The 22,786-nt window shown below is 67.9% G+C and carries 20 protein-coding genes and 2 pseudogenes; 16 read left to right on the top strand and 6 right to left on the bottom strand.

What is annotated here, in order from left to right:
- The first annotated feature begins 6 nt into the window (after nucleotides 1-6).
- Genes pdhA through ABZ824_RS18305 form a run of 3 tightly spaced genes read left to right on the top strand, consistent with a single transcriptional unit; the run spans nucleotide 7 to nucleotide 3,459 of the window.
- Nucleotides 7-1,173 (top strand): pyruvate dehydrogenase (acetyl-transferring) E1 component subunit alpha, encoded by a 1,167-nt coding sequence (pdhA, locus tag ABZ824_RS18295; protein WP_356964297.1) that lies wholly within the window; start codon nucleotides 7-9, stop codon nucleotides 1,171-1,173.
- Nucleotides 1,174-1,192: 19 nt separating this feature from the next.
- Nucleotides 1,193-2,176 (top strand): alpha-ketoacid dehydrogenase subunit beta, encoded by a 984-nt coding sequence (locus ABZ824_RS18300; RefSeq protein WP_356964298.1) that lies wholly within the window; start codon nucleotides 1,193-1,195, stop codon nucleotides 2,174-2,176.
- A 17-nt stretch (nucleotides 2,177-2,193) separates the two neighbouring features.
- Complete coding sequence (locus ABZ824_RS18305) at nucleotides 2,194-3,459, top strand: dihydrolipoamide acetyltransferase family protein (RefSeq protein ID WP_356964299.1); 1,266 nt, start codon at nucleotides 2,194-2,196, stop codon at nucleotides 3,457-3,459.
- 11 nt (nucleotides 3,460-3,470) lie between these two features.
- Here ABZ824_RS18305 and ABZ824_RS18310 read toward each other — a convergent pair whose 3' ends face one another.
- Nucleotides 3,471-3,944: a DUF1801 domain-containing protein gene (locus ABZ824_RS18310; protein WP_356964300.1), complete on the bottom strand. Its 474-nt coding sequence runs from the start codon at nucleotides 3,942-3,944 to the stop codon at nucleotides 3,471-3,473.
- A 53-nt stretch (nucleotides 3,945-3,997) separates the two neighbouring features.
- Nucleotides 3,998-4,354 (bottom strand): VOC family protein, encoded by a 357-nt coding sequence (locus tag ABZ824_RS18315; RefSeq protein ID WP_356964301.1) that lies wholly within the window; start codon nucleotides 4,352-4,354, stop codon nucleotides 3,998-4,000.
- 216 nt (nucleotides 4,355-4,570) lie between these two features.
- Here ABZ824_RS18315 and ABZ824_RS18320 point away from each other — a divergent pair, with 216 nt between their 5' ends.
- A complete protein-coding gene (locus ABZ824_RS18320) occupies nucleotides 4,571-7,366 on the top strand; it encodes a LuxR C-terminal-related transcriptional regulator (RefSeq protein ID WP_356964302.1) in 2,796 nt (931 codons plus the stop codon).
- Between the two features lie 25 nt (nucleotides 7,367-7,391).
- On the opposite strand, the gene ABZ824_RS18325 is transcribed toward ABZ824_RS18320, so the two are convergent.
- The gene (locus ABZ824_RS18325; RefSeq protein ID WP_356964303.1) at nucleotides 7,392-7,646 is read right to left on the bottom strand and encodes a hypothetical protein; all 255 of its coding nucleotides are present in this window, start codon (nucleotides 7,644-7,646) and stop codon (nucleotides 7,392-7,394) included.
- Nucleotides 7,647-7,664: 18 nt separating this feature from the next.
- Between ABZ824_RS18325 and ABZ824_RS18330 the strand changes: the two genes are divergently transcribed.
- Nucleotides 7,665-8,321: a hypothetical protein gene (locus ABZ824_RS18330; RefSeq protein WP_355073917.1), complete on the top strand. Its 657-nt coding sequence runs from the start codon at nucleotides 7,665-7,667 to the stop codon at nucleotides 8,319-8,321.
- A gap of 157 nt (nucleotides 8,322-8,478) precedes the next feature.
- Nucleotides 8,479-9,711 carry an MFS transporter gene (locus ABZ824_RS18335; protein ID WP_356964304.1) on the top strand — a complete coding sequence of 411 codons (1,233 nt, stop codon included), beginning with the start codon at nucleotides 8,479-8,481 and terminating at the stop codon, nucleotides 9,709-9,711.
- A 74-nt stretch (nucleotides 9,712-9,785) separates the two neighbouring features.
- On the opposite strand, the gene ABZ824_RS18340 is transcribed toward ABZ824_RS18335, so the two are convergent.
- Both ABZ824_RS18340 and ABZ824_RS18345 read right to left on the bottom strand, forming a co-directional pair.
- Nucleotides 9,786-10,808 carry an ABC transporter substrate-binding protein gene (locus ABZ824_RS18340; protein ID WP_356964306.1) on the bottom strand — a complete coding sequence of 341 codons (1,023 nt, stop codon included), beginning with the start codon at nucleotides 10,806-10,808 and terminating at the stop codon, nucleotides 9,786-9,788.
- Between the two features lie 161 nt (nucleotides 10,809-10,969).
- Nucleotides 10,970-12,475 carry an NAD(P)/FAD-dependent oxidoreductase gene (locus ABZ824_RS18345; RefSeq protein WP_356964307.1) on the bottom strand — a complete coding sequence of 502 codons (1,506 nt, stop codon included), beginning with the start codon at nucleotides 12,473-12,475 and terminating at the stop codon, nucleotides 10,970-10,972.
- Between the two features lie 327 nt (nucleotides 12,476-12,802).
- On the opposite strand from ABZ824_RS18345, the gene ABZ824_RS18350 reads away from it, so the two are divergent.
- The 5 genes from ABZ824_RS18350 to fabG all read left to right on the top strand — a co-directional run bounded on the left by ABZ824_RS18350 (nucleotide 12,803) and on the right by fabG (nucleotide 18,754).
- Nucleotides 12,803-13,948, top strand: coding sequence for an LLM class flavin-dependent oxidoreductase (locus tag ABZ824_RS18350; protein WP_356964308.1), 1,146 nt, complete (start codon nucleotides 12,803-12,805; stop codon nucleotides 13,946-13,948).
- A gap of 99 nt (nucleotides 13,949-14,047) precedes the next feature.
- Nucleotides 14,048-15,469: an amino acid permease gene (locus ABZ824_RS18355; RefSeq protein ID WP_356964310.1), complete on the top strand. Its 1,422-nt coding sequence runs from the start codon at nucleotides 14,048-14,050 to the stop codon at nucleotides 15,467-15,469.
- 571 nt (nucleotides 15,470-16,040) lie between these two features.
- Nucleotides 16,041-16,658, top strand: coding sequence for an HAD hydrolase-like protein (locus tag ABZ824_RS18360; RefSeq protein ID WP_355073927.1), 618 nt, complete (start codon nucleotides 16,041-16,043; stop codon nucleotides 16,656-16,658).
- A 180-nt stretch (nucleotides 16,659-16,838) separates the two neighbouring features.
- Nucleotides 16,839-17,987 (top strand): acyl-CoA dehydrogenase family protein, encoded by a 1,149-nt coding sequence (locus tag ABZ824_RS18365; protein WP_356964311.1) that lies wholly within the window; start codon nucleotides 16,839-16,841, stop codon nucleotides 17,985-17,987.
- A gap of 14 nt (nucleotides 17,988-18,001) precedes the next feature.
- Complete coding sequence (fabG, locus tag ABZ824_RS18370) at nucleotides 18,002-18,754, top strand: 3-oxoacyl-ACP reductase FabG (protein ID WP_355073931.1); 753 nt, start codon at nucleotides 18,002-18,004, stop codon at nucleotides 18,752-18,754.
- Between the two features lie 157 nt (nucleotides 18,755-18,911).
- On the opposite strand, the gene ABZ824_RS18375 is transcribed toward fabG, so the two are convergent.
- On the bottom strand, nucleotides 18,912-19,523 hold the full coding sequence (locus ABZ824_RS18375) for a TetR family transcriptional regulator (protein WP_356964313.1): 612 nt from the start codon (nucleotides 19,521-19,523) through the stop codon (nucleotides 18,912-18,914).
- Between ABZ824_RS18375 and ABZ824_RS18380 the strand changes: the two genes are divergently transcribed.
- The 5 genes and pseudogenes from ABZ824_RS18380 (at nucleotide 19,522) to ABZ824_RS18400 (ending at nucleotide 22,749) form a co-directional block, all read left to right on the top strand.
- Nucleotides 19,522-20,475 (top strand): SDR family NAD(P)-dependent oxidoreductase, encoded by a 954-nt coding sequence (locus ABZ824_RS18380; protein ID WP_356964314.1) that lies wholly within the window; start codon nucleotides 19,522-19,524, stop codon nucleotides 20,473-20,475. The two genes, ABZ824_RS18375 and ABZ824_RS18380, sit on opposite strands and share 2 nt — an antisense overlap.
- 185 nt (nucleotides 20,476-20,660) lie before the next feature.
- Entirely contained in the window at nucleotides 20,661-21,164 is a 504-nt protein-coding gene (locus ABZ824_RS18385) for a hypothetical protein (RefSeq protein ID WP_356964316.1), read from the top strand.
- A 51-nt stretch (nucleotides 21,165-21,215) separates the two neighbouring features.
- Nucleotides 21,216-21,454 (top strand): annotated as a pseudogene (locus ABZ824_RS18390) (transposase); the annotation flags it as partial.
- A 271-nt stretch (nucleotides 21,455-21,725) separates the two neighbouring features.
- A pseudogene (locus tag ABZ824_RS18395) lies at nucleotides 21,726-22,226 on the top strand (transcriptional regulator); the annotation flags it as partial.
- 307 nt (nucleotides 22,227-22,533) lie between these two features.
- The gene (locus ABZ824_RS18400) at nucleotides 22,534-22,749 is read left to right on the top strand and encodes a hypothetical protein (protein ID WP_356964583.1); all 216 of its coding nucleotides are present in this window, start codon (nucleotides 22,534-22,536) and stop codon (nucleotides 22,747-22,749) included.
- Nucleotides 22,750-22,786: the final 37 nt, after the last annotated feature.

A 22,786-nucleotide genomic window follows, 5' to 3' on the forward strand; every position in this document is an offset into this window, starting at 1 on the left:
CCTGCCGTGACCACCAGCACCGCATCCCGCAAACCGAGTCGCAAGACGGCTCGGTCGACGGCCGCGCACACCTCCGCGTCGGTCGCCGAGGAGCGCAACAGCGACGCCGCCGAACCCGCACGGACACAGGACGACTCCGTTCCGGCCGACGCGCGCATCGCCGCGGAGGATCCCGACAGCCTGCGCGGCCTGTACCGCGACATGCTGTTCGTGCGCCGGTTCGAGGAGCGCACCGCCCAGAGCTATCAGCAGGCGAAGATCGGCGGCTACTGCCATCTCAACCTGGGCGAGGAAGCCACCGTGATCGGTCTCGGCGCGGCCATGCGCCCGACCGACTATTTGTTCACCAACTACCGCGAGCACGGATACGCGCTGGCCAAAGGCATCGAGCCCGGCCGCGTCATGGCGGAACTGTACGGCCGCTCCACCGGCACCTCCAAGGGCTGGGGCGGTTCCATGCACATGTACGACACCGCGACTCGCATGCTGGGCGGTTACGCCATCGTCGGCGGCCAGGTTCCGCTGGCCGTCGGCGCGGCGCTGGCCATCGACTACCGCGGCGAGGACGACGTGGTGGTGTGCCAGATGGGTGAGGGCACGACGAACATCGGTGCGTTCCACGAGTCGCTCAACATCGCGGCCCTGTGGAACCTGCCGGTGGTGTTCCTGGTGATCAACAACCAGACCGGCATGGGCACCACGGTCGAGCGGTCCTCCGCCGAGCCGGATCTGTGGAAGCGCGCCGCCGCCTACCGCATGCGCGGGGAGCGTGTCGACGGCACCGATGTGCTCGCCGTCCGCGATGTGGCCGGTGAGTTGATCGAAACCGCTCGGCGCGAGAAGAAGCCCGCGCTGCTCGAGGCGGTCAGTCACCGTCTCAAAGGGCACTCCGTGGTCGACCCGGCGAAATACCGTACCGAAGAGGCTGTCTCGATCGCCCGCGGCAACGATCCCATCGTGCGCTGGCGCGACGCGCTGCTCGCCGCCGGTGTGCTGGACGATCGGTCCGTGGCCGCGCTCGAAGCGGAGGTGACGGCCGCGGTCGCCGCGGCGGTCGAATTCGCCGACACAAGCCCCCATCCGGAGCCGTCGAGCCTGTTCGACTACAACTACGCGACGCCCGTGGCGGGCGATTCGCGTCGCCTGCCCGCCGATCCGCTCTTCACCCATTAAGGACATCACCGTGGCTGTCATGACCTATCGTGAAGCGCTGCGCGAGACCCTCCGCGAGGAGATGCGGCGCGACGACCATGTCTTCCTCATCGGGGAGGAGATCGGCATCTTCGAAGGCTCCTACAAGATCACCGCGGGACTGCTGGCCGAATTCGGTGAGAAGCGGGTGCGCGACACTCCCATCGCCGAGGAGGGTTTCGTCGGCGCCGCCATCGGCGCCGCCATGCTCGGACTGCGCCCGGTCGTCGAGATCATGACGATCAATTTCTCACTGCTGGCGCTGGATCAGATCGTCAACCACGCCGCGAAGATCTACGGCATGTTCGGCGGCCAGACCAGCGTGCCCATGGTCATCCGCACCCCAGGCGGCGGCGGGCAGCAACTGGGCGCGACGCATTCGCAGAACGTGGAGTTGTACTACGCCTTCGTGCCGGGCCTGAAGGTGGTCGCGCCGAGCACTCCGGCCGACGCGCGTGCGCTGCTGAAAGCCGCCATCGAAGACGACGATCCGGTGTTGTTCCTGGAGAACCTGTCGCTATACAACACCAAAGGCGAAGTGCCGGAAAATCTTCCGAGCGTCCAGATCGGCAAGGCCGCGGTCACGAGAACCGGCTCCGACATCACGCTGATCGGGTACTCGCGAATGGCGACGATCTGCTCCGAGGTCGCCGAACGACTCGCCGCCGACGGTTTCTCGGCAGAGGTCATCGACCTGCGCAGCCTTCGTCCGCTGGACCGCGCCACCCTGATCGAGTCCGTCCGTAAGACCGGCTGCGCCGTCATCGGCGAAGACGACTGGCTCACCTACGGCATCGGCGCAGAGGTCGCGGCCTCCATCTCCGACGGCGCCTTCGACTACCTCGACGCCCCGGTCCGCCGGGTGGCCATGGCCGAGGTGCCGCTGCCCTATGCCAAGCCGCTCGAACGACTCGCCCTGCCGTCGGCCGATTCGCTGTACACCGCCGCGGTGGAAACCCTTGCGGCAGTGGGCAAGCGACGCTGAAAGACCAGAGGACATTCATGCCCGAAATCACCATGCCCCGCCTCTCCGACACCATGGAGGAAGGCGTCGTCGTCTCCTGGCTCAAGCAGGTGGGCGATCCGGTCGAACAAGGCGAAATCCTCGCCGAGATCGAAACCGACAAAGCTCTCATGGAGCTCGAGGCGTACGACAGCGGCGTGCTTGAGCAGATCCTCGCCGGTGAGGGCGCGCGGGTGCCGATCGGAACACCGATCGGCGTCATCGGCAACGGCAGCGGAACTACCGCGAGCGGCCCGAACGGGGGTACGCCCGCCCCCGCCGAGGAGCAAGCTCCTGCCGGACACGGTGCGGAGCCGGACACTCGCCCGGTTCCGGCTGTCACGGTGACCGAACCCACCGTCGACTCCCGCGCAACGGTGCAGCGAAAGAAGACGTCGCCGCTGGCGCGCAAGATCGCCGACGAACTCGGCGTCGACATCACCACCGTCGTCGGCACCGGCCCCGGTGGGCGCGTCATCCGGCAGGATGTCGAATCCGCCCATCGTGCAGCCGAACTCGATCCGCCGCGGAAGGTCGTCCCCGCTCCCCCGAGCGAGGTTCCCGCTCCGGCCGCAGGCGACTACGAGGAAATTCCGCTGACCACCATCCAGCGTGTCTCGGCCACGCGGCTCACCGAGAGCAAACAACAAGCTCCGCACATCTATCTGACCAACGCGATCGATGTGACCGACCTCTTCGACTTCCGCGCACAGGTCAACGCCACGCTGGCGCAGACAGGTGTGAAGGTCAGCGTCAACGATCTGCTGCTCAAGGCCGTCGCCGTGACGCTGCGGAACAACCCTGCGGTCAATGTCTCCTTCGCAGGCGACAAATTGTTGCGGCACCGTGGCATCAACCTCGGTATGGCGGTCGCGACGCCCGCGGGCCTTCTCGTTCCCGTGCTGCGCGACGCCGATCGCAAGAGCGTGTCCGAGATCGCCGCCGAGAGCAGGGACAAAGCCGAACGCGCCCGCGAGCGCAAGTTGCGGACCGACGAGATGAGCGGCGGCACTTTCACCATCTCCAACCTCGGTATGTTCGGCATCGAGCACTTCACCGCCGTCATCAACCCACCGGAGGCCGCCATCCTGGCCGTCGGCGCGGCCACGGACGAACTGCGTCTGGACGACGGTGAAGTGGTGACCCGCAAGATTCTGCGGGTCACCATGTCCGCCGACCACCGCGCCATCGACGGAGCCGTGGCCGCACAGTTCCTGCAACAGCTGAAGGACCTGCTGGAACATCCACTCCGCATCGTGACCTGACACTCCGGCGCTCAGCCCACCGCCTTCCGCACCAGTTCGCCGATCCTCGCCTCCTCGGCGGCGGACACCTTCGTCAGCGCGAAGTACGTCGGCCACATGGCGCCGTCGTCGAGGGTGGCGATATCGCTGAAACCGAGAGTCGCGTAACGCGATTTGAACTTTTCCGCGCTCTGGAAGAAGCACACGACCTTGCCGTCCTTGGCGTAGGCGGGCATGCCGTACCACAGCTTCGGAGACAGATCCGGAGCGCTGGCTCGGACGACGGCGTGCACCCGCTCGGCCATGACGCGATCGGATTCGGCCATTCCGGCGATCTTCTCGAGCACGTCCTTCTCCCCGTCCGCCTTCGTCGCGCGCGAGCCGCGGCGCGCGGCCGTCTTCAACTCTTGGGCGTGCTCCTTCATCGCGGCGCGTTCCTCGTCGGTGAATCCCACCGCGGTCTTGGCCTTGGCGTTGGTGCGGGTGGCGGACTTCTGCGCGGTCATGAGTGTGTCTCCTTCGTCTCGGACAGGGGTGATTTCGATGGTGGTTCGGGCGCTCATCGGTCCTGGATCAGCCCGAGGACGTGGCCGTCGACGTCGGTGACGGTGGCCACCAGGCGGCCGCCGCCGACATCGTGGGCGGACTCCGCCACAGTGGCGCCCGCGGCGGTCACTTCCGCCAGCTTCGCCTCGATGTCCGGCACGTGCCAGTAGGCCACCGGTGCGGTCATTCCCTGCGGTCCGCCATTCGGCACCAGCCCGATGTGCTGGCCCTCGGCCTCGAAGCCGACGTAGTAAGGCGAGTCGGTCTGCGGCGCCGTGCCGAGCAAAGCGGTGAACAGCGCCTTGGCTGCCGCCAGGTCGGACACGGGATGCAGCACGGTCTTGATTCCCTGGGTGGGAGAGCTGGTCATGATCACTCCTGAACTCGTCGGTCACGTTGTCCCGGTGTGCCGTTCTGTCGGGCGAACCGGGGGTGCTCACAGCATCTCTCCCGGCGAGTCCGACCCACATCCGTGGCGACCACGGAACCGTCCACTGATCGGGCCACCGATCGACTACGGCAGCAACCCGCAACCGGGAACAGACCGAGAAGTATGAGGGCGAAGGGATACGGCAGAATCGGTGCCATGGTGGCGACGGTGGAGATCTCGGCTCGGGAAGCCGAGGTGCTGGCGCTGGTGGGGGAACATCTCAGTAACGCCGAGATCGGGGCGAAGCTGTTCATCTCCGTGCGCACCGTGGAAAGCCACGTCTCCTCACTGCTGCGCAAGCTGGAGGTGCCCGATCGGCGGGCACTGGCCCAGCGCGCGTCCGCTTCGGTACGCGACGACCGGCCGCACCCGGCGCCGGTCCTGCCGAGGCCGCTGACTTCCTTCATCGGCCGCGGCCGGGAGCGCGCGGAACTGACCGCGATGATCGGCGAATACCGGCAGGTGACCGCGGTCGGTCCCGGCGGAGTGGGCAAGACCCGGCTTGCGCTGGCCGTCGCGGCGGAGATGGCCGCTGCGTACACCGACGGGGTGTGGTTCGTCGACCTGGTGCCGGTCACCAGCGCGGACACCGGCGTGATCGCCGGTACGGTCGCCCTCGCGCTCGGCCTCGGCGAGCAGCCCGGCCGTGGCATGGACGAGTCTGTGCTCACCGCGCTGGCCGACCGGCACGCCTTACTGGTGCTGGACAACTGCGAGCACGTGCGCGACGAGGTGGCGCCGTTCATCGAACGACTGCTCGCGACATGTCCGCGATTGACGGTGCTGGCGACCAGCCGGGCCCGGCTGATGGTGCCGTTCGAGCGGGTGTACACGGTCGCGCCGATGTCCTTGGCCGGCGATGGCGACTCGGATGCGGTCCGGCTGTTCATGGACCGCGCGGCGGCCGGCGGCTGGCCGCCGAATCACGCCCTTCGCGACCAGGTCGCCGCCTTCTGCGAGCGACTCGATGGTGTGGCGCTGGCGATCGAGTTGGCTGCCGCACGCTGGACGACGCTCGGGCTGGATGGTCTCGAAGCCGGACTGTCGGACCAGCTCAGGATGCTCGCCGGGGGACCGCGCGCCGAGGACCGGCACCGGTCGGTGCGGGCAGCGCTGGACTGGAGCCACGCCTTGCTGGAGCCGGACGATCGAGTGCTCCTGCGCCGGGTGTCGGTCTTCATGGGCGCGTTCACCGTCGAGGCGGCGGCGCAGGTAGCGGCGTCCGAGAAAGCCGTTGTCGCAGACGGATTGGCCCGACTCGCCGAGCAGAGCCTGCTCGCGGTGACGGCATACCCGAGTGGGACCGGATACCGGGCGCTGGAAACCATCCGCCAGTACGGGACGGAGCAGCTCACGCAGGCCGGTGAACTGGCAGGCACCCGTGCGGGGCACCTCCGCTGGTGCCTGGCCGAGGCCGCCGAGCTGACGGTGGTGAAAGCGGACTGGCGGGCACGATTCGACGCGGTGGCCGACGACTTCCGCGCCGCGATGGCGTGGGCGGGCGATCGGCCGGAGCACCGCGCGGATGCCTTCCGCTTCGCCCAGCATCTGGCGCGACTGTGCTTCACCCGCAATCTGATCGGTGAGTCCCAGATGCGCTACGAGCAGGCGGCCGCGCTCGCCGACGACCCGTCCGCCGCCGCCTCGATGCTGCGCCATGCCGCTGCCGCGGCCGGATGTCAGATGCGGGGCGACGATATGCACCGCCTGCACCGCGCGGCCGCGGAGGCGGCCCTCAGGTCCGGCGACTCCGCCGGCGCCGCCCGCGACCTGGCGACCGCCGCTGCCAACGGCTACCGGTTCGCGAGTAAGTTCGTCCGGCCCCTGGCACCGGAGGAAGCCATCGCGCTCATCACCGAGGCGCGGCAGCTCGCCGGTGTCGACCCGGCCGCCCAGGCCGCCGTGGCGCTGGCCGAAGCCGGACGAGCGCTCACCGATGCCCTCACCGGCCTGCACTCATCCGACCTTGTGCCCGAGACCGTCGCGCGCGCCGAACGTGCCGTCGAACTCGCCAGGCACACGGCTGATCCGCTCGCGGAGTCCGCTGCGCTCGACACACTCGCCGGCGCGCACAGCATGGCCGGTGACACCTTCGCCGCAGCGGCCGTTGCGCGTAGCCGAATGGTGTTGTTGAACTCCGCTCCGCATACCCCAGCCGGTACCCATGAGCTGATCGACGCGCTCGGCGAGGCCGCCGAGGCCGAACTCGGCGCGGGTGATCTGCTGGGCGCCCGCCGGTGGGCCCAGCAGCTCGCGGATCATCCGCTGCTCGCCGAGGTCGGACATCGCGCGACGAGCTGGCTGCTGGTGACCGACGCGTTGGCGGGCAATGTCGAGGAGGTACGCACCAACAGCGTCCGATTCCTCGAGTCGTGGCATCGGGTCGGCAACCCCGTCAAGTCGGTCCTCGGTCCGGCGGTAGCCGGCGTGGCGATGATCCACGACCTACGCGGCGACCATGACGCTCGGGCCGAATGGGACGCCGTCGTAGCCCGACTCGGCACGCCACCAGCGCATATCCACGGCTGTGGCGCGGTCTTCGACGCACTCGCCATGCTCCACCGCGGGCAGGTGAGCGCGGCGCTGGAACGGATGGCAGCCGATCCCGGCGAGGTATGGAGATGGGTCACCTGGATCTGGCTGCACTGGTATGTGGCGCTGCGGGCTGAAGCCGCCGTGCTCGCCAAGGCCCCCGATGCCGCCGATCGCCTCGCCGAGGCCAGGACCATCGTCGCCGGAAACCCCATCGCCGGTGCCATCGTCGAGCGCGCCACGGCTTTGCACGCCGGTGACCGGCAGCGGCTGCTCGCCACGGCGGCCGCGTTCGACGCCGCCGGTTGCCGTTACCAGTCGGCGCGCACCGCGGTGCTCGCCGGTGGCGAGCACGCCGCACGCGGCGCGGCCGCGCTCGCCGAACTCGGCCTCGCCCCGATGGCGCCTATCACTTTGTGAACCGCCGTCTGCGCTTGGCTCGCGCTTACTTCCCGCGTCCCGACCGACGACGGAACAATCGCCGGACGCGCTCGCTGAGACTCGGCGCGGGTTGCGGCTGCGCACGGGCGGTTTCGGCGTCCGCCGCGGCCGACGCCGCCTGGGCCAATCGCGCGTGCAGTTGTTCGCGCACTTGGTCCGGGGTGTAGGCACGGCGGCGGCGCTCGGCGCGCACCACCACGACACCGGTGGCAACCACACCGGCCACACCCGCCAATCCCACTGCCTTCCACCACCTCATACCGCATAGGCTACGACCATGACGGGGACGGGCATCGATCTCGACCGAGCGGTCGAGGTCACCAGGACGGGTGACATCTGGCTTTTCCGTGGCCATTCCACAGCCGACCGGGTGATTCGCATGACGACGAACAGTCCGGTGAACCATGTCGGGATGTCCGTCGTGATCGACGACCTGCCCGCGCTGATCTGGCACGCGGAGCTCGGACGATCACTGACCGACATGTGGTCGGGGACCGCGCACCGTGGCGCCCAGTTGCACAATCTGCGCGATGCCGTTCTGGTCTGGGCACACCGCTACGGTCAGCAGGCATGGTTGCGCCAGTTGAACCCTCCCGCCACCCGCGCCATGGAGGACGGCGCGCTGCGCGCCATCGCCCGGCTCGACGGCACTCCGTTCCCCTCCACCGCGGGCTTGGCGGGGCGCTGGCTCCGCGGTCGTGCGCGTCTGCCCCGCAGGAAGACGAGCGGATCGACCGCCCGCGAGTTGGAGAACGCGTACTGTGCCGAGATCGTCGCCGCCACATACCAAGCGATGGGTCTGCTGCCCGAGCGCCGCAGCCCCGACTGGTACGACCCGGGCCGATTCTGGAGCGGAGACCGACTGCAACTGTCCGGCGACTACGCATTGAGCGGTGAAATAGCCGTACGGACACCAGCTCGCACGGATTCCTGACGCGAACGCGAGAACGGGACCCGGCGGTCCCGAAATAAAATCACCGCGATTTTCACAATATGGAGCGGATAAGAATATCCGTACTGTGGGGTCATATGGTCCCATCATCCCATCTGTGCAGGGCGCATTACTTACCGGCGCATATTCGAGTTGTCGCATGACCACCTACCGGCAGGACGGCTCGTCGGTCGAACTTCCCTCACTTCGGCCATTGTTGTTCACCGTTTATGTACCCGCGGCGGCATACGGGATCGGCATGGGAGCCGCGGCGCCCGTCATGGCACTCACCGCGCTCGACCTGGGCGCGTCGGCCGCCGTCGCTGGTCTGACCGTCGCCCTGGTCGGCCTCGGGCAGATACTCGGCGACATTCCCGCGGGCCAGGTCGTCGCCCGGCTCGGTGAGCGGATCTCCATCATCGCCGCGAGTACGGCGGGTTCGATCGGTGTGCTGTTGTGCTTGTTCGCACCGGCCGTGCCGATTCTGGGTGCAGGGCTGATAATCGTCGGACTGTCCAATGCGGTCTGGGGATTGGCTCGAATGAGCTATCTGTCGGAAGTGGTGCCGTTCGAACGCCGAGCGCGGGCGATGGCGTTATTCGGTGGAGCCATGCGACTGGGATTCTTCGCCGGACCATTTCTCGGCGCGGCCGCTATCACCGGCCTCGGCACGCGCGGCGGATTCGTCGTCCAGTTGATCGCCATCGCGATCGCCGGATGGCTGATGGCCCGACTACCGGACCCGCAGACCTCGACCCCCGGAGCGATACCGAAACCGCCGCTGTCCCTGGTCGAGATCACGCGAGCACATCGCGCGCTGTTGCTGACGCTGGGCGCCGGGTCGTTGTTGATGGGTGCGGCGCGTTCGTCACGGGAAGCCGTACTGCCGCTCTGGGCCGATCATCTCGGCGTCGACGCCGCTACCGCGAGCCTGATCTTCGGCATCGGGGCGGGCCTCGATGTACTGTGCGCCTATCCCGCAGGGCATTTGATGGACCGGTACGGCAGGAGATTCATCGCCGTGCCGTCGTTGGTCATCCTGGCCGTCGCGTATTTGTCGGTGCCGCTGACCGATTCGGCGCTCACACTCGGCATCGCTGCGATCGTCATGGGAATCGGCAACGGCATCGGCAACGGTGTCATCATGACCATCGGCGCCGATATCGCGCCCGCCGCAAGCCGTGCCGAGTTCCTCGCCGCGTGGCGGCTCACCCACGACGGCGGTTTCTTCGTGGGCCCGTTGGTGATCAGCGGATTGGCGGCGATCGGTCCGCTGGCCGTGGCGGTCCTCGCCATCGGAGGCGTGTCGGCCCTCGGCGCCGGGGTGATGGCGCGATACATTCCGGTGTACATCCCTTGGCCCAAACCGAGCTATCGCGCAGTTCAGCCGTAGTTACCGTTCCCGGCCGACCGAATGAGGAAGACGGATCGGGCTCGCGCGCAACGACGCCCGATCCGTCGCATGCATTACTTCGGAGCCTGCGAGTTGTACTTGTCGGTGTAGAACTTCGACGGCTCGAACGAACCGGTGATGGCGCCGGTATCCCGCAACCAATCCTCCCAGCGCACGAAGTCGGCATCGACGATCACGCCGTTGACGGCAGGCACTCCGACCGAAAGCCAGTACTTCACCGACGAGGCGTCCTCCCCCGAACGCTTTCGCTTCTCGATGATTTCGGTGAACTTCGCGACCACCTGGTCACGAGGAGTGGTTTTCTGCCATTCGATCGCCTTGGCGACCCCGTCGACGAATGCCCGGACACTGTCGGGGTTCTTGGCGATGAAGTCGTTGCGGAACACGTACTGGCCGCCGTTGAAGGGACCGAACTCCTCGTAGTCGGTGAAGACCGGACGAAGGCCGCCATTCGCGATCGCGCGCTGCTGGAATTGTCCACTCAGAGCAGCCACGTCGACCTGGCCGCGCCGGACGGCGTCCTCGGTATTCGGCGGGGGCAACACCACCAGCTGAACCGATTTGATCTGCTGCTCGGTGAAACCGACCTTCTTCAGCGCGGTGTGGATGTCCGCCTCGGACTGACCACCCAGGGTGTTCACCCCGATCTTCTTGTCCAGCAGATCCTTCGGAGTTCTGATCGGACTGTTCTCGGGAACATAGAATCCGGTGAACGTCTTCGCATCGGATCCGTAGTAGTTGACCACCGCTGTGATGGGCGCACCGCCCTGCGCCAGTTTCGCGACCGCGCCGCCGAACGCGCCGCCGAAATCGACCTGACCGGTCGCCGCCGATTGGATGTCCTGCGGACCGCTGATGGTATTGCCCTGCCATTCGAGCTTCACTTTGCCGTCGAAGAAGCCCAGATCCTCCGCGAGTTCGGGAATGACAACTTGCGAGGCCCAGCCTTGATACCGCAGGACCGGCACACCGCCGGAGGTGCGGACCTCCCCGCCACCGCATGCGGTCGAAAGCAGTGCCAGAGTTGTGGCGACTACCGCGCCTATCAGAAACTTGCTGCGCGTTATCACGCTCATACTCTCCCTCGATACATCCGCCGACGCGCCATCGCGTCGCAGTGCAGCGATCGTTGAGCATGCGCTATTTCGTGTCCAGGGTTGTCTTCGGCGCGATTCGAAAACGACACGCGCTCGCGGCAGGCACATCGTCGTGCCCGCCGCGGTGCGACGCCCCGCGATCAGGCGCTGCGCGTACCTTCCAGCGGCCGTGTGGCGGTCGACTTCTCGGTCCGCCTGAAGGTCAGCACCCCGTCTTCGAGCGCGCCCTTGCGCAGCAGCTTGCGATCGCGGAAGTAGTTGTTGATCACCTGCCACGGGCCGTTGGTGCCCTGCCGCGGCATCACCGCGTCGCCGCGCTGGATGTAGCCGGAGGTCAGTGCCCCGCCCATCACCGAGTCGGCGCCTCGGTCGCGCTCGGTGGCGACGGCCTCGACCCGGGTGAAACCGTTCTTCCTCATGTGGTTGAGCACCCGGCAGAAGTACTCGGCCGCCAGGTCCGCTTTCAACGTCCAGGACGCGTTGGTGTAGCCGAGCACCATCATCGCGTTCGGCACGCTGTCGAGCATGGCCCCCTTGTAGACCACCCGGTCCCGGGTCACCACCGGCTCGCCGTCGATCTCCAGGGTCATGCCGCCCAGCATCTGCACGCTCAGGCCGGTGGCGCTGATGACCAGATCGGCGGGCAGTTCTTCGCCGGAGGCCAAGCGGATGCCGGTTTCGGTGAAGGTCTCGATGCGGTCGGTGACGATGGAGGCCTTGCCGCTGCGCAACACCTTGAACAGGTCACCGTTGGGAACCACGCACAGCCGCTGATCCCACGGGTTGTAGTTCGGCGTGAAATGGCGCATGTCGATGCCGGGGCCGACCTGCATGCGCACGGCGGCCAGCAGGAGCTTCTTCGCCGCCTCCGGGTTGGTGCGGGAGAGTTGGAAGCTCGCGCGCTGCAAGGCGATATTGCGGGTTCGGCCGATCCGGTAGGCCAGCTTCTCCGGCACCTTGGCGGCTTTCATCCCCACCGCGACCGGGTCGTCGGCGGGCAGCGCGGTGATGTACGTCGGCGAGCGTTGCAGCATGGTGACGTGCGCCGCCGCGTCGCTCATGGCCGGGATCAGAGTGATCGCGGTGGCGCCGGAGCCGATCACCACCACTCTCTTGCCTGCGTAGTCGAGGTCTTCCGGCCAGTGCTGGGGATGCACGATGCGCCCACCGAAGTTCTCCTCACCGGGGAACTGCGGACGGTAGCCGTTGTCGTAGTCGTAGTAGCCGGTGCAGCCGACCAGGAAGTCGCTGGTGTGGATCTCGGTCTCGCCGGTCTGCTCGTCGAGCGCCTCGACCGTCCAGGTGGCCGTCTCGCTCGACCAGCGGGCCGTGGTGACCTTGCGGCCGAACCGGATGTGCTCGGTGACGCCGTACTCGGCCGCCGTCTCCTCGATGTAGTGGCGGATGTGCGGGCCGTCGGCGAGGACCTTGGTGCCGTTCCACGGGCGGAAGCCGTAGCCGAAGGTGTACATGTCGGAATCGGAGCGGATGCCGGGGTAACGGAACAGATCCCAGGTGCCGCCGATGGCGGTCCTGCGTTCCAGGATCGCGTAACTGCGTCCCGTCTGCTCTTTGGTGAGATGGCAGGCCATGCCGATTCCGGACAGCCCAGCGCCGATGATCAATACGTCGACATGCCGCGTCATTGAGGTACTCGTTTCGTCCGGTCCGCCTCGCACACCTGAGGGTGCGTGCTGAGGCCAGATTACGTGTTATTCGTGGTTACGTCTAGTCACGAATAGTGACACGTACCGAGAGCGGAATAAAAACCGGCCTGGTTTCAAATCGTGACCTGAGCCGGCGGAGCGCCCAGCATGGATCACTGCGGCGCGCCCACAAGGCGCACCGCCCGATCTGTCCCACCCGAGGTGCCGCGGGGTCGTTGTGACCGCGACACCGGTTCGGGTCGCTTCGCGTGCGCGCTGGTCACGGCGGTGGCTCGGCCGCGGTCTCCGGAAGGGAGTTGGCTCAGCATGAGTCTGTCGTTCCACTGGTTCCTCCCCACTTACGGCGATTCCCGCGGACTGGTCGCGGGCGGGCACGGCACCTTCATGTCCGGTGACCGCCCGGCCAGCCTGCGGTATCTGAACCAGATCGGCGCCGCCGCCGAGGACAACGGGTTCGAGGCCGTGCTCACCCCCACCGGCGCGTGGTGCGAGGACGCCTGGCTGACCACCGCGATGATGGTGGAGACCACCGAGACGCTGAAGTTCCTGGTGGCATTCCGCCCCGGCCTGGTCAGCCCGACGCTCGCGGCACAGATGGCGGCCACCTTCCAGCGGCATTCCAGGGGCAGGCTGCTGCTCAACGTGGTGACCGGTGGCGAGCCACACGAGCAGCAGGCCTACGGCGACTTCCTGGACAAGTCCCAGCGCTACGCACGCACCGGCGAATTCCTGCATGTGGTGCGGGAACTGTGGACCTCCACCGAGCCGGTGACGTTCGAAGGCGAACACATCCGAGTCGAGCAGGCACTGCTGAGCAATCGACCGGACCCGGTGCCGCCGGTGTTCTTCGGCGGGTCCTCCGAACCCGCGGGCCCGATCGCGGCCCGCTATAGCGACACCTACCTGACCTGGGGCGAGCCGCTGCTCGCGGTGAGCAGGAAGCTGGAATGGATCCGCCGTCTGGCGGTGGACCACGGACGCGTCCTCGACTACGGCCTGCGCATCCACGTGATCAGCCGTGACACCTCCGAGCAGGCCTGGGCCGAGGCCGACCGGCTGCTGGCCGGCATCGACCCCGCCGACATCGAGCGGGTGCAGGCGAACCTGGCGCGCAGCGAATCCGAGGGCCAGCGGCGCATGCTGGAACTGCACGGCGGCAGCACCGAACGGCTGGAGATCGCGCCCAATCTCTGGGCGGGCGTCGGCCTGGTCCGCGGCGGCGCGGGCACCGCACTGGTCGGCTCGCATGCCGAAGTCGCCGAACGGCTGGCCGAATACGCGCGCCTGGGCATCACCCACTTCATCCTCTCCGGCTATCCGCACTTGGAAGAGGCGTACTGGTTCGGCGAAGGCGTGCTGCCGATCCTGGAGCGCAAAGGCCTGTGGCGGCATCCCAACCGCACCGAGCACATCGCCGCCGCCACGCCCTTCGCGACATCATCCGGCAGCTGAGCGCAACACCCCAGTTATTCCCACGCGCTGCTACGCGGCGAGAATGGTCTATCTGTCCGGCACACCGGCCGCGACCGACGGACCGTTCCTGAGGGAGTCATGACCACCGCATCAGCCCGGCGATGGCGCCGCCGCCTGCCCGACACCGCGACCGAAGCGGGCGCGCCCACGCTGGCGCGCAGGCTCGGTCGGCTCGATCTCACCGCCATGGGCGTCGGCACCATCGTCGGCGCGGGGATCTTCGTCATCACCGGCGTGGCGGCCGCGGAGAAGGCCGGGCCCGCCATCATGCTGTCGTTCGCCTTGGCCGGAACGGTGTGCGTGCTGGTGGCGCTGTGCTACAGCGAACTCGCGGCGATGGTGCCGGTCTCCGGCAGCGCCTACACCTATACCTACGCGACCCTCGGCGAAGCACCGGCGTTCCTGGTCGGCTGGAACCTGCTGCTGGAGTTCGTCATCGCGGGCGCCGCGGTGGCGATCGGCTGGTCCGCGACCACGGTGTGCGCGCTCGATTCACTGTTCGGCATCACCGTCCCGCACGCACTCGTCGCGGGGCCAGGAGAAGGCGGCGTGGTGAACCTGCCCGCCGTACTGATCGTCGCCGCCGTCGTCGCGGTGCTGGTGGGTGAGGTGACGTTCACCGCCCGCATCACCAAGGCGCTGGTTCTGGTGACCATCGGTGTGCTGGTGCTGGTGATCGCCGTCGGCACCCCGCACGTGAGCGTGGACAACTGGACCCCGTTCGCGCCGTTCGGGCTCGGTGGGATCATCGGCGGCGCCGCGATCGCGTTCTTCGCCTTCCTCGGTTTCGACGTGGTCGCCGCGTCGGCGGAGGAGGCGCGCAACCCTCGGCGCGACGTACCCTTCGCCATCATCGGCACGGTGCTCATCGCCACCGTGCTCTACGCGCTGGTCAGCGCCGTGCTCACCGGCATGGTGCCGTTCGTGACGCTGAACAACAGCGCACCGATCGCCGCCGCGTTCGGCGCGGTGCGCATCGGCTGGATCGGCGATGTCATCGTCATCGCCTCGATCATCGCGCTCACCAAGGGTTTGCTGCTGATCGTGTACGCGCAGGTGCGGTTGATGTTCGCGATGTGCCGCGACCGGCTGCTGCCCTACTCCCTCGCGGCCACCGGCAAACGTGCCACTCCGGTGCGGCTGACGTTGCTGCTGGGAGCGCTCGGCGCGGTCATCGCGGGACTGCTGCCGATCGACATCGTGGTGGAACTGGTGAACATCGGCGCGCTGTCGGCGTTCGCGGTGGTGTGCGTGGGCGTGCTGGTGCTGCGCCGGGTGGAGCCCGAGCGCGAACGCCCGTTCCGCACCCCTCTGGTGCCCGTGGTTCCGGTGCTCGCGCTGATCGGGTGCCTGCTGCTTGCGACCACGCTGGATGCGCTGACCTGGGTGCGGTTCGGCGTGTGGGTGCTGGTCGGCATCGCGGTCTACCTCGGATACGGACGCAAGCGCTCCACCCTCGCCGAACCGCGGCTGGACGCCGCCCCGCCGACGGGATCCTGACTCGGTCCGCAGGGTCTCCTACACCGGCCGAGTGGGCGACGCCCAGTGGCTCGTGCGCCCAAGGGCGCCGGCGGGGACTGATGTCCGTTGTCCGCAAAGCAGAGCGCGGCGCTGGGCGCACCCCGCCCCACCGGCCCGGCCACTACCGTGGCGCCGAGCGAACTGGATCGGCGTCGACTTCCCGCGCCGGCCGCCGGTGGGCGGGCGCGTATCCATCGGACGGCACGATCTGCTGGTGTGCGCCGTCTGACGCGACTCGGACGATCTGTTCCGCTGCACCACGGAGCGGATCGGGTCGCTCTCGGGATGGATCGGATGGAGATCGGCCCGATCAGCGGCTACGCGCGCCGCACCGCCGCGATACACCTGACGCCGATTTGCACTCGCTGCCGAAACATTCTGCGGCACAATCTTTTATCCGGCATCGAGTGCACCGGCGGTTCCACGTGGATCACGACGGGCACCGCCACCAGGCGACACGCTCCGGACGATCCCACCACTCGCGCGGCCGAGTTGTGAATCACAACATCCGGACCGGCACGCCGCGGCATGGGCGATTAGGGTCGGTCAGGTGACCTGGACCGTGGGCTTCGACCTCGACATGACGCTGATCGACTCGCGGCCGGGCGTCGCGCGGGCCATCGACCTGCTCGGCATCGAATTCGATCTGCCGCTGAACGGGACGACCTTCGCCGATCGGCTCGGCCCGCCGCTGGCCACCTTGCTCGTCGAAGCGGGCGCACCCGAGGATCTCGTTCCGGCCCTGGTGACCCGCTACCGCGCGCTCTATCCGACGATCGTGTCGAGCATTCCCCCCATGCCCGGCGCGCAAGCCGCGCTGGCGGCTGTCGAGGCACGTGACGGACGAGTGGTCGTCGTCACCGGCAAGCACGCCCCGCTCGCGCAGCTGCACCTCGCCGAACTCGGTTGGCGCGTCGATCATCTCGCGGGCGACCTCTGGTCGGCAGGCAAGGCGGCGACGCTGCGCGAACAGGGAGCGAATCTGTTCGTCGGCGACCACGTCGGCGACATGAACGGCGCGCGCGCCGCGGACGTCTTCGCGGTCGGCGTCAGCACCGGGCCGTGCTCGGCCGACGAACTGCGCGCGGCGGGCGCGGACGTGGTGCTTGCCGACCTCACCGAGTTCCCCGCCTGGCTCGCGACGGAATTCGGAGCCGTCACCGCTTAACCCACCTCCGATCACGGCTCCTCCCCTTCGGGACTGCTCGCGCGGTCGCCACGGCCATGTGCGACGGGCCGATAGCGGCACGAGGCATTCGCGGGTGAAACGACGGCCTGCCCAGCCTTCCGCGAACGCTCCACGCCGAAAACTTGCGGTGCAAGTTTTTTCTTCGCTAGCCTACCGCGCATGAACCTCGAACTGTCCGGCGAGCAGACGGCGGCGCGACAGCTGGCGGCCGATTTCGTCGACCGGGAGATCGCGCCGCACGCCACCCGGTGGGATCGCGACGAACAGGTGGACCGGTCGATCGTCGCCCGGCTCGGCGAACTGGGCTTCCTCGGGCTCACCATCCCCGAGCAGTACGGCGGCAGCGCGGGCGATCACCTCACGTACTGCCTGGTCCTGGAGGAATTGGGGCGCGGCGACTCCTCCGTGCGCGGCATCGTCTCGGTGTCGCTCGGCTTGGTCGCGAAGTCGATTCACCACTTCGGCACCGAGGAGCAGAAGCAGGCCTGGCTCACGCGACTGGTCGCCGGCGAGGCGCTCGGCTGTTTCGCGCTCACCGAGCCCGGTACCGGATCCGACGCCGCCCAGTTGCGCACCCGCGCGGTGCGCGACGGCTCGGACTGGGTGCTGTCGGGCACGAAGATGTTCATCACCAACGGCACGTGGGCCGATGTGGCGCTGGTGTTCGCGCGTACCGGCGGCGAAGGGCATCGGGGCATCAGCGCGTTCCTGGTCCCGACCGACTCCCCCGGCTTCACCGCGCGGGAGATCCACGGCAAGCTCGGGCTGCGCGGACAGGCCACCGCCGAACTCGTGCTCGACGGGGTGCGCGTCCCCGACAGCGCCCGCCTGCACGCCGAGGGCAAAGGCTTCACCGTGGCGATGGCGGCGCTGGCCAAGGGCCGCATGTCGGTCGCGGCCGGTTGCGTCGGGCTGGCCCAGGCGTGCTTGGACGCCGCCGTCGGCTACGCCACCCAACGGGAACAGTTCGGCAAGCCGATCGCGGCCCACCAGCTGGTGCAGGAACTGCTCGCCGACATCGCGCTGGACGTCGACGCGGCGCGGCTGCTGGTGTGGCGGGTCGCCGATCTCGTCGACCGCGGCGAGGAATTCGCCCTGGCGTCCTCCAAGGCGAAGCTGTTCGCTTCCGAGGCCGCGGTCCGTGCGGCCGATCGCGCGGTGCAGGTGTTCGGCGGCTACGGGTACATCGACGAGTTCCCCGTCGGCAAGTATCTGCGCGACGCCAAGGTGATGACCCTCTACGAGGGCACGAGCCAGATCCAGAAACTGCTCATCGGCCGCGCACTGACCGGCGTCGCCGCGTTCTGACAGGAGTACATCCGATGCACCGCTTCACCGACCGGGTCGCCGTTGTCACCGGCGCGGCTCAGGGCATCGGCGCGGCCACCGCGCTGCGCCTCGCCGCCGAGGGCGCCGCCGTGGCCGTACTCGACCGCGAAGAGCCCGGCGAGACCGCCGCGCGGATCACCGCGGCGGGCGGCGTGGCGCGCGGTTACGTCTGCGACGTCACCGACCGCGCGTCGGTGCAGAACGTATTCGACCGTGTCGCAACCGATCTGGGCAGTCCGCAGATCTTGGTGAACAACGCGGGGATCACGCGCGACGACCTGTTCTTCCGCCTGACCGAGGAAGACTGGAACGCGGTACTCGCGGTCAATCTGACCGGCGCCTACCACTGTGCGCAGATAGCGCAGACGTTCATGGTGGCCCAGCGATACGGCCGGATCGTGTCGCTGTCGAGCCGGTCGGCGCTCGGCAATCGCGGCCAGGCCAACTACGCCGCCGCCAAGGCAGGCATCCAGGGACTGACCGCGACGCTCGCTCTCGAACTCGGGCCCTACAACATCACGGTGAACGCGGTGGCGCCCGGCTATATCGCCACCGCAATGACCGCCGCCACCGCGAACCGGGTCGGTGTGACGGCCGAAGACCATCAGAAAGCCGCCGCGGACCGTACGCCGCTGGGCCGGGTGGGACAGCCCGACGAAGTCGCGGCGGTCATCGCGTTCCTCGCCAGCGACGAGGCGAGCTACGTCAGCGGCCAGACGCTGTATGTCAACGGAGGCGCCCGCTGACCTGCGCGAGCCCGGACCGAGGCACCCATCGGCCCGCACCGGAACACGGCAACATTCCAACGAAGCCGTAGCCGCGCAATTCACACGTAGGTCGTGTTGCGAAGTAGGTGGTCGTGGGGTCGGTGCGGCTGTCATCGGGGCCGCGATCCGTTCGACATCACCGATCCGTGCGAGCGGCCTGTGTCTCGACACAGGCGACGGCGGCGTCGAGCGCTGCCTCCAGCGGTGCGGGGTCGCGCTGGGCGCGGGAGACGAGCATGCCGCCCTCGTAGGCGGTGACGACAACGAGCGCCAGGCGGTTGATGTCGGTATCCGGGCGCAGTTCTCCCCCGTCGCGCATGGCGGTGAGGCCCTCGGCCACGGCGGCGGTGAGGCGGCGCAATCCGGCGGCCACCAGTTCGAGAAGCTCCGGATCGGTGTCGGGGATGTCCTCGGCGAACGAAGCCAGTGGACACCCGGTGCGACAGCCGGTCGCACGCGCCGCGCCGACCACCGCATCCCGCCACGCGCGCAGATCGGGTAGTGAACGCATATCGAGCAGCCACTTGTTGGCCGTCACGACCTCGGTGCTGGATTGGATGACCGCCGCCAGCAGGTCCCGTTTGTTGTCGAAGTAGTGATACAGCTGCGATGCGCTGACGCCCGCCTCGTGCTGGATCGCCTCCATCGTGGTGCCGTGCGCACCGTTCGCGAGCATCAGGCGCGCGGCGGTGTCGACGATCTTGGCGCGGCTACGTAGTCCCTTGGCGGTCAGCGTATCGGTGGACATGGGCATCGGCTTCTCCGGACTCGATTTTGGTATTGCCATTCCATTCTGCGCTCCGAGAATAAGAGCAATGGACACAACTAATCCATTGGCGGTCCCATCGGCTTCGACCGCCCTGGTGACCGGAGCGACCAGCGGTATCGGATTCTCGGTTGGTCGCGCACTGGCGCGGCTCGGCTGGACCGTACTGGTACACGGGCGCAGCGCGGAACGTGCGCGAGAGGCCGCAGCGCGCATGGGCGACGTGCCGGGCGGCCTGATTCCCGTCGATGCCGACCTCGAAACACGTTCGGGGGTGCGGCGACTCGTCGATCAAGTGCACCGCGCCGCACCGGACGGCCTCAACGTCCTGGTCAACAACGCGGGCGCCGCGTTCGATCGCCACGGCCTCACTGTGGATGGCGTCGAACGGACCGTGGCCGTCAATCACCTGGCGGTCGCCGGACTTACCCGCGGCCTCGAATCGCTCCTGAAACCGATCGGTGAACAGAGGAATTCACCAGCGCGAGTGATCATGATGACCTCGTACCTGGAAGCGCGGGCCCGCCCGATCCAGGACTGGGCACTTCCGGGGGAGTGGACGCAGATGGGCGCGTACGCGTCGAGCAAACTCGCCAATCTCGCCTATACCTACGCGCTGGCCGAGCGGTGGCGTGACCGTATCGCGGTGTACGCGGTGGATCCAGGGGCGGTGCGCACCGGATTCCAGCGCAGTGCGGGCGGTCCGCTGCACCTGATCGGCCTCCTCGGCGCACCGTTGATGTCCTCCCCCGAGCGGCCCGCGCGCACGGTGGTCGCGACGGCCACCCGCCCCGCCGCGCACCCCAGCGGCAGCTATATCCGTGCGGTCCGCGCCGTGGACACCGGACGCGACAAGCCGTCCTCGGTCCGCTCCCGCGATCGTGCCTACCAACGCCACGTCTACGATGCCACCCAGCGCTTCCTGGGCGGCTGACGGTACTCCACAAAAGACCGGCCAGGCTACCGCGAGCTTCTCCGGATACTCAGGCCCCGGGACGTGCTCATGATCTGGGAGCAGAGCCGCATCGCCCCGCGTGGAGGAGGAGAAGAAGGGGTGAAGCACATCTGGGTTGCCGTCTACAGCATCGAAAGAATCCCGTTCGGAAGTGCGGAGAAGAAGTGACACCACCATGCGAAAGATGCAGTGAGCCAGCCGTCTTTTCGGTCCAGGAGCCCGGCGCCGACCTGGGGCCGGTCGGCTTCTGCACGACATGCCTGGTCAGCTTCGCCAACGCCCAGCTAGCAAAAAAGAACCGCGAGGTAGTGGACGCTTTTCTCGAGTATGGCTACGCGCGAAAGGTGGAGGAGCATCACGAGGACGTCGCCAGGGGGATCGGCGAAGTACTCGACATCGAGGCGGGGCCGGCCATGGCCGAAATTCTGAACCAGGAGGTTGAAGTACCCGAGCGCGACGGCTTCAGTCTGTCCATGGACACCAAGGATGGACACCACTTCGAGATCGTCGGCGAATCGGAGGACAGCGACATCCTGAGCGCACTCGTCATGGCCGAGGACTGGGTAATCGACTTCGACTTGACCCCCGAGGAGGTCGAGTTCTTCCGGGACGCGCTGGATGCCTGGATCGAGCACCGCCGCGGCAAAAGGCCACCTGAGAGCGTCTGACAGGTTCGTTTGAGTAGCGGTGATTACCGTTGCGGTGCAGTATGTTTCGTCGTGGCGGCACCGTGGATTGTGGATGACGAGTTGTGGGCGGTGATCGAACCGCTACTGCCGGTCCGGGCGGCGGGACACCCGGACCGGCGCGGATGGACGACCGGCTGGTGTCGCAGGGGATTCTGTTCGTGCTGTTCACCGGGATCGGGTAGGAAGACCTGCCCCTGGAGTTGGGTTTCCGGTCCGGGATGGCCTGCTGGCGCAGAGTGAGGGACTGGCAGAGAGCCGGAGTGTTCGAAGCCACTGCCTCCCAAGCGGCGGGCAGCGGCACTCCGTCCGTTGTCTGGCTCGGCTCGTCACCGACCCCCATTGCCGGCAGGAATTTGTCGGACTGGACCGACGAGGGACAGACGACCGTCTACACAGGGCGGCGCGACACAGTCGTATCCGCCGAAGGATGTGCCCGACGACGTGTTCAAGGTCGTGGTCACACTGCATAACGGCACAGGCAGCGTCGAAACTACCTCGCCGATCGCGATCTCGGCGCCTCCGCAGGAGGGCCGCATCGACATGGTGGTGCGGCCCAGCGTCTTGCGTCTGCTGGACCGGATGGCGGATCTGCCCGCGCTGGTGCTGTCGGCGAAAGCCGATCTGCCGGCCTGGAATCCGATGGCGACCGCGCTGCTCGGCGATTTCTCCGTGTGACCGCCCGCCCAGCGCAACATCATCTGGCAGCGTTTCCTCGGCACCGAACCCGGGCGGGTGATGATGACACCCGCCGAGGCCGACAATGCCGCGGCGTTCTCGGTCGCCAGCCTGCGCAGCGCCCGCGCGCGCTATCCCGACGATCCCGGCCTGCTACGGCTGGTCTCCGAACTGCGCTCCCGCAGTCCACGATTCGAGCAACTGTGGAACGCGCGGCGGTCGGGGCAGTGGCGCAGCGCGACCAAGACGATCGATCACCCGGACCTGGGCTCGTTGCGGCTGGACTGCGACACCCTGCTCGTCCCGGACACCGACCAAGCCGTCGTCGTCTATTCGGCGGCGCCCGGCAGCCGGGAAGCGTCGGCCCTGGAGTTGCTCCGGGTGACCGGTGCCCAGCGGTTCACGGTGACTGAGCCCAGCGTCCAGCCACCGCCTTACGATGACAGCGTGCGCGACGATCCCTACTGGAATCACAACACCCGCTACCACCCCTGGCTGTTGAAGCAGGTGCCACTCTCCGCGCGCAGCGCCCTCGACATCGGCTCACGCGGGCTCTTTCGATGTCGTCACCACCGTCGCCACGCTGCATCATGTTTCGCTGCGGGCGGGGCTCACGGCACTGCGCGACCTGGTCGCGCCCGGCGGCGTGCTCGCCGTGGTCGGGTTGTGGAAGATGACGCCGCGCACGGACTTCCACTACTTCCCACTGGTGCCGCTCACCCGGGCGATGGACCTCGCGCACCGCGTCTCCTGGCCGAGTGCGCGAACGCGCGACCCCGTGGACGGATACGCCGAGATCCGCTCCGCCGCAGCGGAACTCCTGCCCGGAGCGCGCATGCGGCGGCGGCTCATGTGGCGCTACACACTGCTGTGGCACAAACCCGCGTGATCGTCCATCGCGAGGACGCACCCGGCTAGAGTCGTGG

Origin of the sequence: Nocardia sp. NPDC047038 (genome assembly GCF_040644075.1) — a bacterium.
Classification (GTDB): Bacteria; Actinomycetota; Actinomycetes; order Mycobacteriales; family Mycobacteriaceae; genus Nocardia; species Nocardia sichangensis.